We start from the raw sequence: 15,839 nt of genomic DNA, 5'->3' as shown, positions 1-15,839 counted from the left end.
CGTGAGCTCTCACGACCTAGTACTCCTGGTCGTTGCTGCGGTGCTCGTGCTGCTCGCCGGTTTGTTCGCCGGCGCGGAGGCGGCACTGTCGTCGTACTCGAAGGTGCGGGCCAACGAGCAGGTCGAGCAGGGCAACCTGCGGGCCGTTCGGCTGAGTGCGTTGCTGTCCGACGCGCCGCGCTACCTGAACTCGCTGCTGCTGCTTCGGCTGAGCTGCGAGATCACCGCGATCGTGCTCGTCACCCAGGCGCTTTCGGAGGTCTTCGAGGTCACCTGGGAGCACATCCTGATCACCGCCGTGGTGATGGTGCTGATCTCGTACGTGATCATCGGGGTCGCGCCGCGGACACTCGGCCGGCAGCACTCGGACCGGTTCGCGATCATCTCGGCCGGGCCGGTGATGGCGGTGACCCGGATCCTCGGGCCGCTGCCGAAGGTGCTGATCATGATCGGCAACGCGCTCACCCCCGGCAAGGGATTCGCCGAGGGCCCGTTCGCGACCGAGGCCGAGCTGCGCGCACTGGTCGACTACGCGGAGAAGTCCGCGGTGATCGAGTCCGGCGAGCGGCAGATGATCCACTCGGTGTTCGAGCTCGGCGACACCATCTCCCGCGAGGTGATGGTGCCGCGGACCGACATGGTCTACATCGAGAAGCACAAGAAGCTGCGCCAGCTCACCTCGCTGGCGCTGCGCTCGGGCTACTCGCGGATCCCGGTGATCGGTGAGTCCCTGGACGACATCGTCGGCGTCGTCTACCTCAAGGACGTGATGCGCCGCGTCTACGACAACGCCTCGGCCGAGTCGACCGAGCGGGTCGAATCGGTGATGCGCCCCTGTATGTACGTGCCGGACTCCAAGCCGGTCGACGAGTTGCTGCGCGAGATGCAGGCCGCCCGGATGCACCTGGCGATCGTCGTCGACGAGTACGGCGGTACCGCGGGCCTGGTCGCGATCGAGGACATCCTCGAGGAGATCGTCGGCGAGATCACCGACGAGTACGACGAGGATCCGGACTCGGTGCAGCAGTTGTCCGACGGGGCTTTCCGGGTCTCCAGCCGGTACCCGATCGACGAGCTCGGCGAACTGTTCGGCGTACCGCTGGACGACGACGACGTCGACACCGTCGGCGGCCTGATGGCCAAGCTGCTCGGCAAGGTGCCGATCCCCGGCGCGCAGGTCGAGATCGCCGGCCTGTCTCTCACCGCGGAGCGGCCGTCCGGCCGCCGCAACCAGGTCGGTACTGTGCTCGTGCGCCGCGAGGAACCCGTCGCCGGCCGCCCGGACCAGAACCACCAGCACGCCTAGGAGCATCCAGTTGTCAGACCTTTCGGCGGAGGACGCCAAACTCGTCACGCTCGCCCGCGCCGCCCGCGCGCGCACCCGTGCCGCCGAGGGAGCCGCGGTCCGCGACTCCGACGGCCGCACCTACTCGGCGTGCACGGTCGCCCTCGACACCGTAGACCTGACGGCGCTGCAGCTGGCCGTAGCCATGGCCCTGGCCTCCGGCGTCAAAGGCCTCGAAGCCGCCGCCGTCGTCACCGAGGCGGATACTGCTGACATCAACGTCGTCCGCCACTTCGCCGGCGCCGCCATCCCCGTCGTCCTCGCCGACGCCACCGGAGAGGTCCGCAATGTCATCAACACCTGAGAGCAAGGGCAAAGGCCGCCCGGCCCCCGAGAAGGGTGGCTCGGCCGGCGCCGCCGCGTCCCCGGCCAAGGGCGGTTCGGGCGCGTCCCGGGGCTCGGGCCGACCGGCTCCTGCTCCCGCGCCTACTCCTTCCCCCACCGGGTTCAAGTCGGGGTTCGCGTGCTTTGTCGGGCGACCTAACGCCGGCAAGTCGACGCTGACGAATGCGCTGGTCGGGCAGAAGATCGTGATCACCTCGTCGAAGCCGCAGACGACTCGGCATGCGGTCCGGGGGATCGTGCATCGGGCCGACGCTCAGCTGATCCTGGTCGACACCCCCGGTCTGCATAAGCCGCGGACGTTGCTCGGGCAGCGGTTGAACGATCTGGTGAAGAGCACGTGGGCCGAGGTCGACGTGATCGGGATCTGCCTGCCGGCCAGCGACAAGATCGGTCCGGGTGACCGCTTCCTGGTCGCCGAGGCGGCGAAGGTCGCCAAGACGCCGAAGGTCGCGCTCGCCACCAAGGCGGACCTGGTCGAGCCGGAGCGGATGATCGAGCACCTGAGCGAGATCCAGGCACTGGGGGAGTCGGCCGGCATCGAGTGGGCTGCGATCATCCCGGTTTCCGCGACGTCCGGCTTCCAGGTCGACCTGGTCGCCGACGAGCTCGTCCAGCTCCTGCCCGACGGCTTCCCGCTCTACCCCGACGGCGACATCACCGACGAGCCCGAGGAGACCCTGGTCGCGGAGCTGATCCGCGAGGCCGCGCTGGAGGGTGTCCGCGACGAGCTGCCGCACTCGATCGCCGTCACCATCGACGAGATGGGTCTGCGCGAGGACCGTCCCGAGGACAAGCCGCTGCTCGACATCTACGCGAACATCTTCCTCGAGCGCGACAGCCAGAAGGGCATCGTGATCGGCCACAAGGGCGCCCGCCTGCGCGAGGTCGGCGCCGAGGCCCGCCGCCAGATCGAGGCTCTGCTCGGTACGCCGGTCTATCTCGACCTGCACGTCAAGATCGCCAAGAACTGGCAGACCGACGCCAAGCACCTGCGCAAACTGGGATTCTGATGCGCGAGCTCCAGAATCCGACGTACGACGCCCTCACCGGCCCGCACGCACAGTTCGCCGAGTCCCGCGGTAACGCCCATCGCTACCTGCCCGAGGTCGCGCCGTTCGTCGGCCTGCCCGTCGATCCGACCGAGCAGGACTGGGCCGACGCGGCCGCCCTGATCGGCCCCGGTACGACGGTCGCCCTGATGCGCCCGAACTTCGTCGTACCGGAGCCGTTCAAGCTGGACCAGCAGTTCGACCTCGTCCAGTTCGTCGCACCGGACGGGCTGGGGGCGGCCGACGACGAGGCGGTCGTGCTGACGGCCGACGACGTACCGGAGATGATCGCCCTGGTCGCGCTCACCGACCCGGGCCCGTTCCGCACCCGCACGATCGAGCTCGGCCCGTACCTCGGCATCCGCCGTGACGGCGAGCTGATCGCGATGGCCGGCGTACGGCAGACACTGCCGTCGTACGGCGAGATCAGCGCCGTCTGCACGCACCCCGACCACCGTGGTCAGGGCCTAGCGCGCCGGCTGATCCAGGCGGTCGCGGCAGAGATCACCGCAACCGGCCGCACTCCGTTCCTCCACACAGGCGGCACCAACGTCACCGCCCAACGCCTCTACACCGCCATGGGCTTCACCATCAGCAACCGCATGCACGTCACCATCGTCGAGGTGGCTTAGAGCTTCTTCTGGTAGTCGAGGAAGCGGCCGACGATGGTGTAGTTGAGCTGTTCGTTGATGCCGATCATGTGGTTGTTCGATTCGGCGTTCCAGGTGTCGACCCGGGTGAGCTGGGGTTCTTCCTCGCGCAGCCAGAGCAGCATGCCGGCCTTGAGTAGGGCGCCGAGGCGGTGACCACGGTGGTCCCGGGAGACGGCGGTGTCGTGCTGCCAGCCCATGTGCGGCCGCTCGCGCTCGACCGCGATCACCGTGTGACCGGCCAGTGCGCCGGTCTCCTTCTGCCGTGCGACGAGCCGGTACGTCGTCATCTCGCACTTCGCCTGCGCTTCTTCGTAGGCACGCATCCGCTCGACGCTGTAGACGTCGTCCTCGATCTCCAGGTCATCGGTCGGTGCGTCGTTGATCGACTCGGTGACGGCGATCATCTCCTCGACCATGTCGTCGGGCAGCGCGCCCTTGAGCCGCAGCAGCTCGTACTCGGTCGACTTGGCGACAGCGCCGTCGTACAGGTTCTGGACGAGCTCCCAGTCGAGGCCCGCGATGTCCTGCTTGCGGTTCACCTCGACGGCCTTCTGCACATAGCCGTTCTCGGTGGCCTGCGCGATGTCGTGCTCGGTGTCGAAGGTGTTCAGGCCCATCATCGTCCGGCCGGCGTCCCGGGCTTCCTGCTCGGCGAACGCCATCAGCTCGGCGAACACGGTCCCGCCGCGATGGTCGGGATGGACCCAGGCGTCGAACCACACCTGGTCGGTGTTCTCGTACTTCGGGAAGTGCAGGCCGACCGTGCCCACCAGGGTGCCGTCGGCATCGCGGGCCAGGTACTTCTTGCCGGGGTTGAGGTCCCACCCGTAGCGCAAAGCGTTCGCCAAGCCCTTGGGGGTCGACATCACCAGGTCCGGGCAGTCGACCTTCGCGGCCGCGGTCTCCAGTGCTGACGCGGCGGCTACGCCGGCTTCGTCGTCAGGCGACAATCTCGTGATCTCCACATCCCCAGATTGCCGCCCGCGACTCAGTCTCGCGACCCATTTATCGTCACGGTCAGCTGGGCGACGGCATCCCGTAGGAGTGCTCGACGGTCATCGAGAACAGCAGGCGTTTGTCCTGGACCATCACCGTGCGGTACTCGTCCCAGTCCGGGTGCTCGCCGGAACCCTTCCGGTAGTAGTCGACCAGCGCGTCGACGGTCGCGTCATGGGGGTCGGCGGCGACCGGGGTGAGCTCGGCCTTGCCTTCCAGGACGATGTACCCGCGGCCGCCGTTCTCGTTGATGTAGACGCTGGCGCGCGGATCGCGGCGCAGGTTCTTGGTCTTCGCGCGGTCGTCGGTCAGCGAGATGCGGATGCGCTCGCCGTCGTACACATAGGTGATGTTCGACAGCTGCGGCCGGCCGTCACGCTTGAGGGTGACGAGCACGCCGAGGCCGGTGCTGCCGATGCGTTCCAGGAGGGAAGTCATACCGGAGAGCCTATGAATTCAAGTGCCCTTCAGGGCAACCGGTCACGCTCTGTGTCTCGGCCGGTGAGACCCCCGGTTCGACGGCTGGGCGGGGTTGTGCATAGACTCACAGCCACTATGCGGCACCAGCTTCTCCTCCTTCGCTGCCGCGGCGAGGCCTGACAAGGCCGGTTCCTCGCCGCGGGGTTTCGTCGTTGCCGGTCGTCCAGCGACCCTGAGCAGTAGACATCCTCCCGAGGAGAACACCCGTGGCACCCCAGAACCAGCCTCAGCCTGTACAGCAGCCGTCCGGTATGCCGATCCACCGCTACAGCGCGTTCCCGCCGATCGAGCTGCCGGACCGCACCTGGCCGGCCAAGGCCGTCGACAAGACCCCGCGCTGGCTGTCCACCGACCTCCGGGACGGCAACCAGGCACTGGTCGAGCCGATGTCGCCGGCCCGCAAGCGGCGGATGTTCGACCTGCTGGTGAAGATGGGCTACAAGGAGATCGAGGTCGGTTTCCCGAGCGCGAGCCAGTACGACTTCGACTTCGTCCGCAGCCTGATCGAGGGTGACGCGATCCCGGACGACGTGACGATCTCGGTGCTGACCCAGGCCCGTGACGAGCTGATCGAGCGGACCGTGCAGTCGCTGCAGGGCTCGCCGAAGGCGACCATCCACCTGTACAACGCGACCGCGCCGCTGTTCCGCCGGGTCGTCTTCAACGTGGACAAGGCCGAGTGCCTGAACATCGCCGTCCGCGGTACCGAGACGGTGATGAAGTACGCCGACGACATGCTGGGCGACTGCGAGTTCGGCTACCAGTACAGCCCGGAGATCTTCACCGGCACCGAGCTGGAGTTCGCCCTGGAGGTCTGCGAGGCGGTCAGCGACCAGTGGCAGCCGGCCGCCGGGCGCGAGATCATCCTGAACCTGCCGGCCACCGTCGAGATGTGCACCCCGAACGTGTACGCCGACCAGATCGAGTGGTTCGGCCGCAACCTGACCCGGCGTGAGCACAGCACGATCAGCCTGCACCCGCACAACGACCGCGGTACGGCGGTCGCCGCCACCGAGCTGGCGCTGATGGCCGGCGCGGATCGGGTCGAGGGTTGTCTGTTCGGCCATGGTGAGCGGACCGGCAACGTCGACCTGGTGACGCTGGGGATGAACCTGTTCAGCCAGGGCATCGACCCGCAGATCGACTTCTCCGACATCGACGAGATCCGCCGGACGGTCGAGTACTGCACCCAGATGCGGGTCCCGGAGCGTCAGCCGTACGCCGGTGACCTGGTCTACACCGCCTTCTCCGGATCGCACCAGGACGCGATCAAGAAGGGCCTGGAGGCGCTGGACAAGCAGGCCGCCGCCGAGGGTCGCCCGGTCGGCGAGATCCACTGGGAGGCGCCGTACCTGCCGATCGACCCGAAGGACGTCGGCCGCTCGTACGAGGCTGTCATCCGCGTCAACTCGCAGTCCGGCAAGGGCGGCATCGCCTACATGATGAAGGCCGAGCACCGGCTGGACCTGCCGCGCCGGCTGCAGATCGAGTTCAGCCGGGTCGTTCAGCAGCACACCGACACCGAGGGTGGCGAGGTCGGCCCGCAGCAGCTGTGGGACATCTTCGCGGCCGAGTACCTGGCGCCGGGCAAGCTGTCGCTGCTGACGGTCAACTCGTCGTCCGGCGAGGGTCAGAGCGACCTGCTCCGTGTACAGGTCTATTCCAATGGCGTTCCGCACGAGCTGACCGGTGAGGGCAACGGCCCGGTCTCTGCGTTCGTCGACGCGATCAAGCCGCTGAAGTACGACGTACGGGTGCTGGACTACCACGAGCACGCGCTCTCGGCCGGTGGCGATGCCCTGGCCGCGGCGTACGTCGAGTGCGAGGTCGGCGACGACGTGTTCTGGGGCGTCGGCCGCGACGCCAACATTCTGACCGCCTCGCTGAAGGCCGTCGTCTCCGCGATCAACCGCGCGACCCGCTGACTAGACCGCTGCGCAGTGATCCGGCACACACCGTGGCAGGATCACTGCGCAGAGCAGCCGTCTGCTCACGATTCGGTGTCTCTGACTTCCGAACCTCCGAAACCGTTGACTTGGTGCCTGAGCCTGCGCAAACTAACCCCACTGTGCGCAGATCAATGCAAGAGATCGTGCATTAGGTGGCAGCTCTTCGGCAGTCCTCGATGGAGGTGAGCAGTGAGCGGTGCGGTCGACACACCTGCCCAGCAGCTGATCGAAGGGCCGGTGGACGAACCGACGCCCTCACCAGTACGGCGGTTCCTGAGCGCCTGGCTGGTCCGGCGGCTCGCGAAGGCGATCCTGACGATCTTCCTGGTGTCGACCCTGACGTTCTTCCTGGTCCGGCTGCTGCCGGGTAACCCGGTCGACACCTACATCCAGACCCAGATCGCGCAGACCGGGATCTCGTACGCCGACGCGGCCGCGCAGGCGAAGAACCTGTTCTCACTGGACCCGGACGAGCCGGTGATCCTGCAGTACCTCACCTATCTGGGCAATCTGCTCCAAGGTGATCTCGGGACGTCGATCCTGTCGCCCGGCACCACGGTCGCCCAGGTGATCCAGACCTACCTGCCGTGGACGCTGTTCTCGGTCGGTATCGCGCAGATCCTCAGCTTCCTCATCGGGATCGTCGCGGGCATGGTGATGGCCTACCGCCGGGAGAGCTGGATCGACCATCTGCTCACCTCGATCGGCTCGCTGCTGCACGCGATCCCGAACTACATCGTCGCGATCCTGATCGTGGTCTTCCTCGGCGTGAAGCTCCAGGTCTTCAACCTGACCGAGGCCCGAGGCTCCTACACGCCCGGCGTGACGCCGAGCTTCAGCCTCAGCTTCCTGAACGACATCCTGTACCACGCCACCCTGCCGATCCTGGCGTATCTGCTGACCACTGTCGGATCCTGGGCACTGGTGATGAAGTCGTCGACGGTCGAGACGCTCGGCGAGGACTACGTGACGGTCGCCCGGGCGCGCGGCCTGACCGACCGCCGGATCCGTTCCGGGTACGTCGGGCGCAACGCCGTCCTGCCGATGTTCAGCCAGCTTGCGGTCTCGCTGGGATTCGTGGTCGGTGGCTCGATCTTCGTCGAGAAGATCTTCGGCTACCAGGGCATCGGGTACAGCCTCTACACCGCGGTCTCCGGCCGGGACTACCCGGTCCTGCAAGGAATCTTCCTGGTCGTGACGATCTCGGTCGTGGTGGCCAACCTGCTCGCCGATCTCCTCTACAGCCGGCTGGATCCGCGGATCCGGGTCGGCGGGAAGACCAAGGGGTAGCCGCGTGGCGACCGAGACCGTGACCTCTGGGGCCGTTGCCGCGATCGGGACGACCGGGGTCTCCCGGTTCGCCGGGATCCTGCGCTCGCTGCGCCGCAGCCCGGCCGGCTTCATCGGCTTCCTGATCGTCGCCGCGCTGGTGCTGATCACCGCGATCGGGCCGATCTTCACCCCGGTGCTGGAGCCGAACGTCAAGGAGATCCTGCTGCCGTTCGGGTCGCCGGGGCATCTGCTCGGCACCGACAACGAGGGCAAAGACGTACTGATCCAGATGATCGACGGCGGCCGGTCCGTCATCTTCATCGGGTTCGTCGCGGCCGCGATCTCGACCGCGCTGGCGATCGTGCTCGGGTCGCTGGCCGCGTACCTCGGCGGCTGGGTCGACTCGGTCGTGGTCACCGCGGCCGACGTCGTCCTGACCGTTCCGCAGATCGTGCTGCTCGCCGTCCTGGGTGCGCTCTTCCGGCTGGACTCGCCGATCCTGCTCGCGCTGCTGGTCGGTGGGCTGTCCTGGCCGGTGCTGACCCGGGCGATCCGCTCCCAGGTGCTGTCGCTGAAGGAGCGTGAGTTCGTCGAGGCGGCCCGGCTGCTCGATCTCGGGACGGCGCGGGTCGTGTTCGTCGAGATCCTGCCGAACATGGCCAGCTTCATCCTGATGAACTTCATGATCGGGATCACGAACGCGATCTACTCGCTCGTCGGCCTCTACCTGCTCGGCCTCGCGCCGCTGACCGGTTCGAACTGGGGGATCATGCTGAACCGGGCCTGGATCGCCGGCGCGATCTTCAACGACGCGAGTATCGGCTTCATCCTGAGTCCGGTGGTCGCGATCACGCTGCTGCTGCTCGGCCTGGTGATGATGACCCGGTCGCTCGAAGAGATCCTCAACCCGCGGCTCCGGGACCGGTGACAGCGATGACGACAACCTCCTCCGTGCCCCGCGCGACCCGTGGTGGCGGTGGCAAGCCGCTGCTCTCGATCCGCGACTTCAAGGTGGAGTACCGCACCGGCTCCGGTACGACGGTGCAGGCCGTCCGCGGCCTCGACCTGGACCTGTATCCCGGCGAGAGCCTGGCGCTGGTCGGCGAGAGCGGTTGCGGCAAGACGACGTTCGGGCTCGGCCTCCTGCGACTGCTGCCGCGGCTCGGGCACGCGTCCGGCCAGGTGACCTTCAACCGCAGCGACGGTACGGAGATCGACGTACTGAAGCTGAACGGGCGCGACCTGCGCGAGTTCCGCTGGCGGGACGCGGCGATGGTGTTCCAGGGCGCGATGAATGCCTTCAACCCGGTGCTGAAGATCCGCGGGCACATGCACGACACCATGCGGGCGCACACGAAGGCGACCAAGCAGGAGATCGAGGAGCGCTCCGCGGAGCTGCTCCGGCTGGTCCGGTTGGAGCCCGAGCGGGTGATGGACTCCTACCCGCACGAGCTCTCCGGCGGGATGCGGCAGCGCGTCCTGATCGCGATGAGCCTGCTGCTGGAGCCCGAAGTACTGATCCTCGACGAGCCGACCACGGCGCTCGACATCCTCACCCAGCGTTCGGTGGTCGACGTCCTGCACGAAGTCCGCGAGCGGCTCGGTTTCTCGATGATCTTCATCTCGCACGACCTGTCGCTGGCCGCCGAGCTGGCCGACCGCGTCGCCACCATGTACGCCGGTCGCATCATCGAGACCGGCGGCGTCCGGGACATGTTCTACAAACCGCGGCACCCGTACACGCTCGGTCTGATCAAGGCGGTGCCGCCGATCGTCGGCGATCTGCCGGATCTCGAGTCGATCCCGGGCGGGCCGCCGAGCCTGGCCAACCTGCCCAAGGGCTGCACGTTCCATCCGCGCTGCAAGTTCGCCACCGACGAGTGCCAGGAGGCGGATCCGCCGTTGATCCCGATCACCGACGAGCCGGGGGACGCCCACGACGTCGCCTGCATCCACTCCGCCGCGGTTCACCTCGGCCGGAGTGCGTCATGAAGGGCACACTGCAGCTCGACGGAGTCAGCCAGGTCTTCGACACCAAGGCGGGACCGATCCGCGCGGTCGACCAGGGCAACCTGTCGATCAACCCCGGTGAGGTGCTGTGCCTGGTGGGGGAGAGCGGCTCGGGCAAGACGACCGCGGCGCGGATGGCGGCCGGGCTGACCCGGCCGAGCAGCGGTACGGTGAGGTACGAGGGCACCGACATCTGGTCGCTGCGGAAGAACGAGTTCAAAACCTTCCGGCGCAGCGTGCAGTACGTCCATCAGGACCCGTACGCCTCGCTGAACCCGACGCGCACGATCCAGCAGACGCTCACCGCGCCGCTGCTCAAGCATGGTGTGGTGAAGGGAAACAAGGCCGCCGTCGAGCGCGCGACCGAGTTGCTCGCCAAGGTCGATCTGACGCCGCCGGAGAACTACCTGTCGAAGTATCCGCACCAGCTATCTGGTGGCCAAAGGCAACGAGTTGCGGTGGCCCGGGCACTCACGCTGGATCCGAAGATCATCATCGCCGACGAGTCGACCTCGATGCTCGACGTGTCGATCCGGATCAGCGTGCTGGCGATGCTCGGCCGGCTGCGCGACGAGCTCGGAGTCGGGTTCCTCTTCATCACCCACGACCTGGCGATCGCGAAGTACTTCGGCTGGCGCGGCCGGACCGCGGTGATGTACCTCGGCCGGGTCGTCGAGTTCGGCCCGACCCCGCGGATCATCAACGCGCCGACGCACCCGTACACCCGGGCGCTGATCGACGCGATCCCGGAACCGGACCCCGATCTGACCCGGACCAAGAACGCGGAATCCCTGCGTAGCCTGGAGATTCCGAGCCTGGCGCATCTGCCACCGGGCTGTGCGTTCCACCCACGTTGCGGCCGGTTCGAGGACGGGCTGTGCGACGGCGCCGTACCGCAGTTGCTCGCGGTGCGCGACGATCAGGCTGCCGCGTGTCACGTCGTACAGCGGGACGGCGCGGCGTAATGCCTCCCGAGGTGGGCCGGATGGCGCTCGGCTGGGCGGTCTTCCTGGTGCTCGGCGCCGGGGTTCTGCTGCTCACGCTGACTCCCGGTACGCCGCAGTTCGTGGTCACGTTGTTCACCTTGTCCTTGGGCCTGCTGTTGGGCCTGGCCGTGGCCGCCGGTGTCGTCTGGAGCCGACGGCGGGCAAAGCGAGAAGAATCCCTGTAGGAAAGGACCGAGAATGAGCTCCATCGGCACCAACGAGCCCGACCCGCGGAACCTCGAGGTCTCCCGCCGGAACGTGCTGCAGCTGTTCGGCTTCGCCGGCCTCGGCGCCGCCGGGATCGGCTCGGCCGTCGCCTGCTCGCCCAGCAAGCCCAACGCCTCCGGCAGCAGTGGCGGCGACAAGCCGTTCCACGGCGCCTACCCGTACGAGCTGCCGCCGAAGGGGCACTTCAACCTCGGCCCGGGAGTCCTGGACGGCATCCAGCGCGCCACCAGCCCGTACATGGACCTGATCTACCCCAGCGGCGCCATGTACTACTGGTCGGACAAGAAGTGGGAATACATGATGGCCGAGTCCGGCACGCTGGACGAGAAGGCCAAGACCTACACGATGAAGCTGCGCTCCGGCCTGACCTGGAGCGACGGTACGCCCGTGACCAGCAAGGACGTGGTCGCGACGTTCAACCTGCACTGGCTGATGCGCCAGCAGTCCTGGACCTTCCTGTCCGACGTGAAGTCCACCGACGACACCACGGTCGTCTTCACGATCGGTACGCCGTCGACCGTGCTGGAGCGCTACATCATGCGCGCCCCGATCCTGCCGGCCGCCGTGTACGGCGAGTGGGCGACCAAGGCCGAGACGCTCCGCAAGGCCAAGGGCAGCCTGGACGAGGGCGAGGGCAAGGCGCTGAACGGCGACTTCCAGAAGTTCCGCCCGGAGAACCCGATCGTCTCCGGCCCGTTCAACTACGACCACAAGAGCTTCACGAACGCGCAGATGACGCTGGTGAAGAACGACAAGGGCCTGTTCGCCGACAAGATCGCGTTCAGCAAGGTCGTGCTCTACAACGGTGAGACCTCCGACGTCACGCCGACGGTGATGAACAAGGACGTCGACTACGCGACCCACGGCTTCGCGGTGGCGAGCGAGAAGACCTTCCAGAGCAGCGGATTCCGGATCCTCCGTCCGCCGGTCTACTCCGGCCCGGCGCTGTACTTCAACTTCACCACCCACCCCGAGTTCGCCGACGTCCGGGTCCGGCAGGCGATCGCCTACATCCTGGACCGCAACGAAAACGGCACCGTCGCGCTCGGCGACTCCGGCAAGCCCTGCAAGTTCATGGCCGGCTTCTCCGACATCTCCGTCCCGGACTGGGTTTCCGACGCCGATCAGAAGAAGCTGAACGCCTACGAGAAGGACCTCGACAAGGCCACCCAGCTGCTCACCGCGGCCGGCTGGAAGAAGTCCGGCGACAAGTGGCTCACCCCGGCCGGGAAGCCCGCGGCGTACGACATCAAGTTCCCGACCGAGTTCGCCGACTGGAACCCGGCCGGTACCAACGCGGCCGACCAGCTGACGAAGTTCGGCATCACGATCACCAAGCGCGGTGTGAACTACGTGCAGCAGGAGCCCGACGTCCTGGACGGAAAGTTCGACATCGCGATCCAGGCCTGGGGCGCGTCATCCCACCCGCACCCGTACTTCTCCTTCGTCGCGGACCTCTACCGCTTCAACTACGTCCTGGCGGCCAACACCGGTGGCAAGGGGATGAACTTCCCGCTCAAGCAGACCACCACGGCCGGCCCGATCGACCTACAAGCGGTGGTCGACAAGTCCGCCCAGGGCCTCGACCTCGACGAGCAGAAGAAGAACGTGACCGCCGCCGCGCTCGCGTTCAACGAACTGCTGCCAATCATCCCGCTCTGGGAGCGCTACGGGAACAACCCCGCGCTCGAAGGCAAGCGGGTCGCGAAGTTCCCGGCCGACGACGACCCGATCCTGAAGAACGCGCCGTACGCCGACAACTTCGTCATCATGGGCATGTACTCGGGCAAGGTCGCGCCGGTTTAATCGGTAGCTTTTGACCCTTCGATTTGGTTGGGTCGGCCGGGTGATCACCGTTCGCGAGATCGACCCGGCCGACCCTGTTCTGTTCGACCAGTGGTACGACGCCCTGCGCGCCGGCGTGGTCGCGGGCCGCTCGGCGGCCCTCCTCGGAACGCGAGAGACGTTCCGTGTCTCGCTGCGCGACCCGTCACCGCTGAAGACCCGGCTCGCGATCGTTGCCCTGGACGACGATCAGGTCGTCGGCGCGATGCTCTTCGAGTACCGCCTGCAGGACAACCTGGACAGCGTCGACGTCGAGATCGACGTACCGCCTGCGTTTCGACGCCGTGGCATCGGTACGGCGTTGTGGCAGTGGGCCGCGACTCGCGCCGCCCAACTCGGCCGGACGATCTTCCAGACCGAGCTCGGAGTTCCGTCGACGCCGTGGCCGGGGTCCGTGTTCGCGGAGCGGTTGGGTTTCACGGTCGAGCACGTCGAGGACCACCTCGTCGTACCGCTGCCTTATGACTCGGCGCGGCTTGCCTCCCTGCGCGAATCCGCAGGGAAGTTCGAGGGCTACACGCTGACGTCGTGGGCGGGGGCCTGCCCGCCGGAATACCAGCAGGCGTACGCCGATCTGCACACGGCGATGGACAACGACGTGCCGACCGGCGGGATGACACGCGAGACGGTCCCGTGGACGGTCGAGCGGCTGATGGCCAGTGAGGAGCGCGTGGACCGCAGCTACCTGGCCCTGGTCACGATGGCGCACACCGACGCCGGTGAGCCGGCCGGGTACACGCTCATCTATGTTCCCCGGGATGACCCCGACAACGTCCAGCAAGACGACACCCTCGTGCTGCTTGACCACCGCGGGCACAACCTAGGCACCCACCTGAAGCTGGCAAACCTCGACCTCCTCGCCGACCACCGCGTCGCGCAGTCCTACCTGCACACGTGGACCGCCCTCTCCAACACCGCCATGCAAAAGGTCAACGCCCGCTTCGGCTTCACAACCGTCGAGCAGAACCAGGAACTCGAACTAACCCGCCCGCGCCTCCGCCCAGCCGCCCGCGGCCTGATTGTCGATCCCGACGACCGCATCCTCCTGGTCCGCTTCGAATTCGCCGACGGCCCCCTCTGGGCGACGCCGGGCGGCGGTCTTGAGGGGAGCGAGTCCCTCCTCGAAGGCCTGCAACGCGAACTCACCGAAGAGGTCGGCCTCTCGTTGGTTGAGGACCCGCCTCACATCTGGCACCAGGAAGTAGTAGCCGAAGGCCATGCCACCGGCTACGACGGCGTCATCAACGACTACTTCCTCATCCGCACCGAGCATTTCGAGGTAGCCGGCACCCTGACGGCAGCCGAACTCGCCGCCGAACAAGTCCACGGCCACCGCTGGTGGACTCTGGCCGAACTCCAATCCCACGAAGGCCGCTTCGCTCCCCGCAACCTCCCGCACCTGGTAGCCGACCTACTCCACACCGGCCCACCCACCATCCCCCTCTCCCTGGACCTGTGAGAACCCCGCACAAACCCTGTGAGAAACTCCCCGCTGCGCTGCATCCCGTCCTACCGTTTTCACTGTGAAGCCTCGACATAGCGATGACTGGTTCGTCCCCGTCCACTCCGCCGGCGGCGTCGCCTACACCCTCCAAACCGGCCACCTCCCCACCGGCCAACGCGTAGGCATCGCCTTCACCAGTTGCTTGTGCCTTCGCGCAGCCACCACCGGCGACCAGGAATACCTCCGCATGAGCGAACCTTCCCTCCGCGAAGCCCTGGCGGCTCTGGGAATCACCCGAATCCAGCTAAACCCCCTCCGCGTAACCTCCGCCTCCGCTGCGGCCTCGCTCGCCGGTTGAGAGTTGTCGCCCTGAACGAGGTCTACTCGAGGCGCCGCCGTGGGCCGAGGGATCGAAGGCTGCCAGCACCAACCGGACGACCTCCGGAAACGCGGTGTCCAGGAAAAAGTGGTCCCCCGCCAGCACCGACGAGTTCAGGGCGTACGTCGAGTGCACGGCCCAGCCGTCGATGTCTCCAGGCCCGACTCCGGGATCCTCCGAGCCGGTCAGGGCAGTGAGCGGAATGTCCAAGGCACGTCGGTCAGCACACCGATAACTGTCGACGGCCTCGAAATCCGCGCGAATGGTGGGCAGGAGCAATGCCATCAATTCCTGATTCTGCAGCACCTCTCCAGGCGTGCCCTTCAACGCCCGTAGGAGCTCGACGAACTCGGTGTCGGAAGCATGCTTGGTGTCGCGGTGACGCACCAGGTGCGGTGCCGAGCAGCCGGAGACGAACAGACGTCGAGGCGGGTGCACAGAGCGCAACCTCTGGGCAACCTCATAGGCGATGAGTGCGCCCATGCTGTGCCCGAGGATGACATAGGGTGCCGGCACCGCCTCGCGGACTGCCTCCGACACAGCGTCTGCAATCATCTCGAGGTCTTTCATGGGTTGCTCGGCCAGGCGGCTCTCGCGACCGGGCAGTTCAACTGCCCACAAGCCGACCGCACCGCCGAGAAGATCGCCCCATCTGCGGAACGAGGACGGGGCACCCCCGGCGTGGGGAACGACGATCAGCTGGCCGCTGGGTGCCGGCCTGTGCGTGAGCCGACGCAGCCAAGGTGCCCCCGGGACCGAGTCAGTCATGCAGCTGATTCCTTCCTTGCGAGATCGGCACCTTCATCGATTCTGAACGAAGCGGTAACATTCAAGCGACTCGACATATTGCCCACCTTC

The 15,839-nt window shown here is 67.0% G+C and carries 16 protein-coding genes; 13 read left to right on the top strand and 3 right to left on the bottom strand.

Going from position 1 to position 15,839, the window contains the following annotated elements; all coding sequences use genetic code 11:
* Position 1 precedes the first annotated feature (1 nt).
* Genes ABD231_RS20645 through ABD231_RS20630 form a run of 4 tightly spaced genes read left to right on the top strand, consistent with a single transcriptional unit; the run spans position 2 to position 3,371 of the window.
* On the top strand, positions 2-1,306 hold the full coding sequence (locus ABD231_RS20645; protein WP_344154220.1) for a hemolysin family protein: 1,305 nt from the start codon (positions 2-4) through the stop codon (positions 1,304-1,306).
* A 10-nt stretch (positions 1,307-1,316) separates the two neighbouring features.
* Positions 1,317-1,649 (top strand): cytidine deaminase, encoded by a 333-nt coding sequence (locus tag ABD231_RS20640; protein WP_344154217.1) that lies wholly within the window; start codon positions 1,317-1,319, stop codon positions 1,647-1,649.
* Complete coding sequence (gene era, locus ABD231_RS20635) at positions 1,633-2,700, top strand: GTPase Era (protein ID WP_344154214.1); 1,068 nt, start codon at positions 1,633-1,635, stop codon at positions 2,698-2,700. Before ABD231_RS20640 ends, era begins: the two co-directional genes overlap by 17 nt.
* Positions 2,700-3,371 (top strand): GNAT family N-acetyltransferase, encoded by a 672-nt coding sequence (locus ABD231_RS20630; protein WP_344154211.1) that lies wholly within the window; start codon positions 2,700-2,702, stop codon positions 3,369-3,371. Before era ends, ABD231_RS20630 begins: the two co-directional genes overlap by 1 nt.
* Here ABD231_RS20630 and ABD231_RS20625 read toward each other — a convergent pair.
* Both ABD231_RS20625 and ABD231_RS20620 read right to left on the bottom strand, forming a co-directional pair.
* Positions 3,368-4,357, bottom strand: coding sequence for a GNAT family N-acetyltransferase (locus tag ABD231_RS20625; protein ID WP_344154208.1), 990 nt, complete (start codon positions 4,355-4,357; stop codon positions 3,368-3,370). The two genes, ABD231_RS20630 and ABD231_RS20625, sit on opposite strands and share 4 nt — an antisense overlap.
* Positions 4,358-4,409: 52 nt before the next feature.
* Entirely contained in the window at positions 4,410-4,826 is a 417-nt protein-coding gene (locus ABD231_RS20620) for a PPOX class F420-dependent oxidoreductase (RefSeq protein ID WP_344154205.1), read from the bottom strand.
* Positions 4,827-5,119: 293 nt separating this feature from the next.
* On the opposite strand from ABD231_RS20620, the gene leuA reads away from it, so the two are divergent.
* The 9 genes from leuA (at position 5,120) to ABD231_RS42205 (ending at position 14,960) form a co-directional block, all read left to right on the top strand.
* A complete protein-coding gene (leuA, locus tag ABD231_RS20615) occupies positions 5,120-6,793 on the top strand; it encodes a 2-isopropylmalate synthase (RefSeq protein ID WP_344154376.1) in 1,674 nt (557 codons plus the stop codon).
* Between the two features lie 213 nt (positions 6,794-7,006).
* The gene (locus tag ABD231_RS20610) at positions 7,007-8,107 is read left to right on the top strand and encodes an ABC transporter permease (protein WP_344154203.1); all 1,101 of its coding nucleotides are present in this window, start codon (positions 7,007-7,009) and stop codon (positions 8,105-8,107) included.
* Positions 8,108-8,111: 4 nt separating this feature from the next.
* The gene (locus ABD231_RS20605; protein ID WP_344154201.1) at positions 8,112-9,017 is read left to right on the top strand and encodes an ABC transporter permease; all 906 of its coding nucleotides are present in this window, start codon (positions 8,112-8,114) and stop codon (positions 9,015-9,017) included.
* Positions 9,018-9,022: 5 nt separating this feature from the next.
* Positions 9,023-10,081: an ABC transporter ATP-binding protein gene (locus ABD231_RS20600; protein ID WP_344154199.1), complete on the top strand. Its 1,059-nt coding sequence runs from the start codon at positions 9,023-9,025 to the stop codon at positions 10,079-10,081.
* A complete protein-coding gene (locus tag ABD231_RS20595; RefSeq protein WP_344154196.1) occupies positions 10,078-11,064 on the top strand; it encodes an ABC transporter ATP-binding protein in 987 nt (328 codons plus the stop codon). Before ABD231_RS20600 ends, ABD231_RS20595 begins: the two co-directional genes overlap by 4 nt.
* Positions 11,064-11,270 carry a hypothetical protein gene (locus ABD231_RS20590; RefSeq protein WP_344154193.1) on the top strand — a complete coding sequence of 69 codons (207 nt, stop codon included), beginning with the start codon at positions 11,064-11,066 and terminating at the stop codon, positions 11,268-11,270. Before ABD231_RS20595 ends, ABD231_RS20590 begins: the two co-directional genes overlap by 1 nt.
* Before the next feature lie 13 nt (positions 11,271-11,283).
* Positions 11,284-13,119: an ABC transporter substrate-binding protein gene (locus ABD231_RS20585; protein ID WP_344154190.1), complete on the top strand. Its 1,836-nt coding sequence runs from the start codon at positions 11,284-11,286 to the stop codon at positions 13,117-13,119.
* A gap of 40 nt (positions 13,120-13,159) precedes the next feature.
* On the top strand, positions 13,160-14,617 hold the full coding sequence (locus ABD231_RS20580; protein ID WP_344154187.1) for a bifunctional GNAT family N-acetyltransferase/NUDIX hydrolase: 1,458 nt from the start codon (positions 13,160-13,162) through the stop codon (positions 14,615-14,617).
* 64 nt (positions 14,618-14,681) lie between these two features.
* Positions 14,682-14,960, top strand: a complete 279-nt coding sequence (locus ABD231_RS42205) for an SAV_915 family protein (protein ID WP_425554192.1) — start codon at positions 14,682-14,684, stop codon at positions 14,958-14,960.
* Here the strand turns inward: ABD231_RS42205 and ABD231_RS20575 are convergent.
* The gene (locus ABD231_RS20575; protein ID WP_344154184.1) at positions 14,907-15,749 is read right to left on the bottom strand and encodes a thioesterase II family protein; all 843 of its coding nucleotides are present in this window, start codon (positions 15,747-15,749) and stop codon (positions 14,907-14,909) included. The genes ABD231_RS42205 and ABD231_RS20575 overlap by 54 nt on opposite strands.
* Positions 15,750-15,839 lie beyond the last annotated feature (90 nt).

The sequence above is a fragment of the Kribbella yunnanensis genome, assembly GCF_039529655.1.
GTDB classification, from domain to species: Bacteria; Actinomycetota; Actinomycetes; order Propionibacteriales; family Kribbellaceae; genus Kribbella; species Kribbella yunnanensis.
Note: the sequence above shows the minus strand (reverse complement) of the source record. Positions and strands in the feature narration are given on the sequence as shown.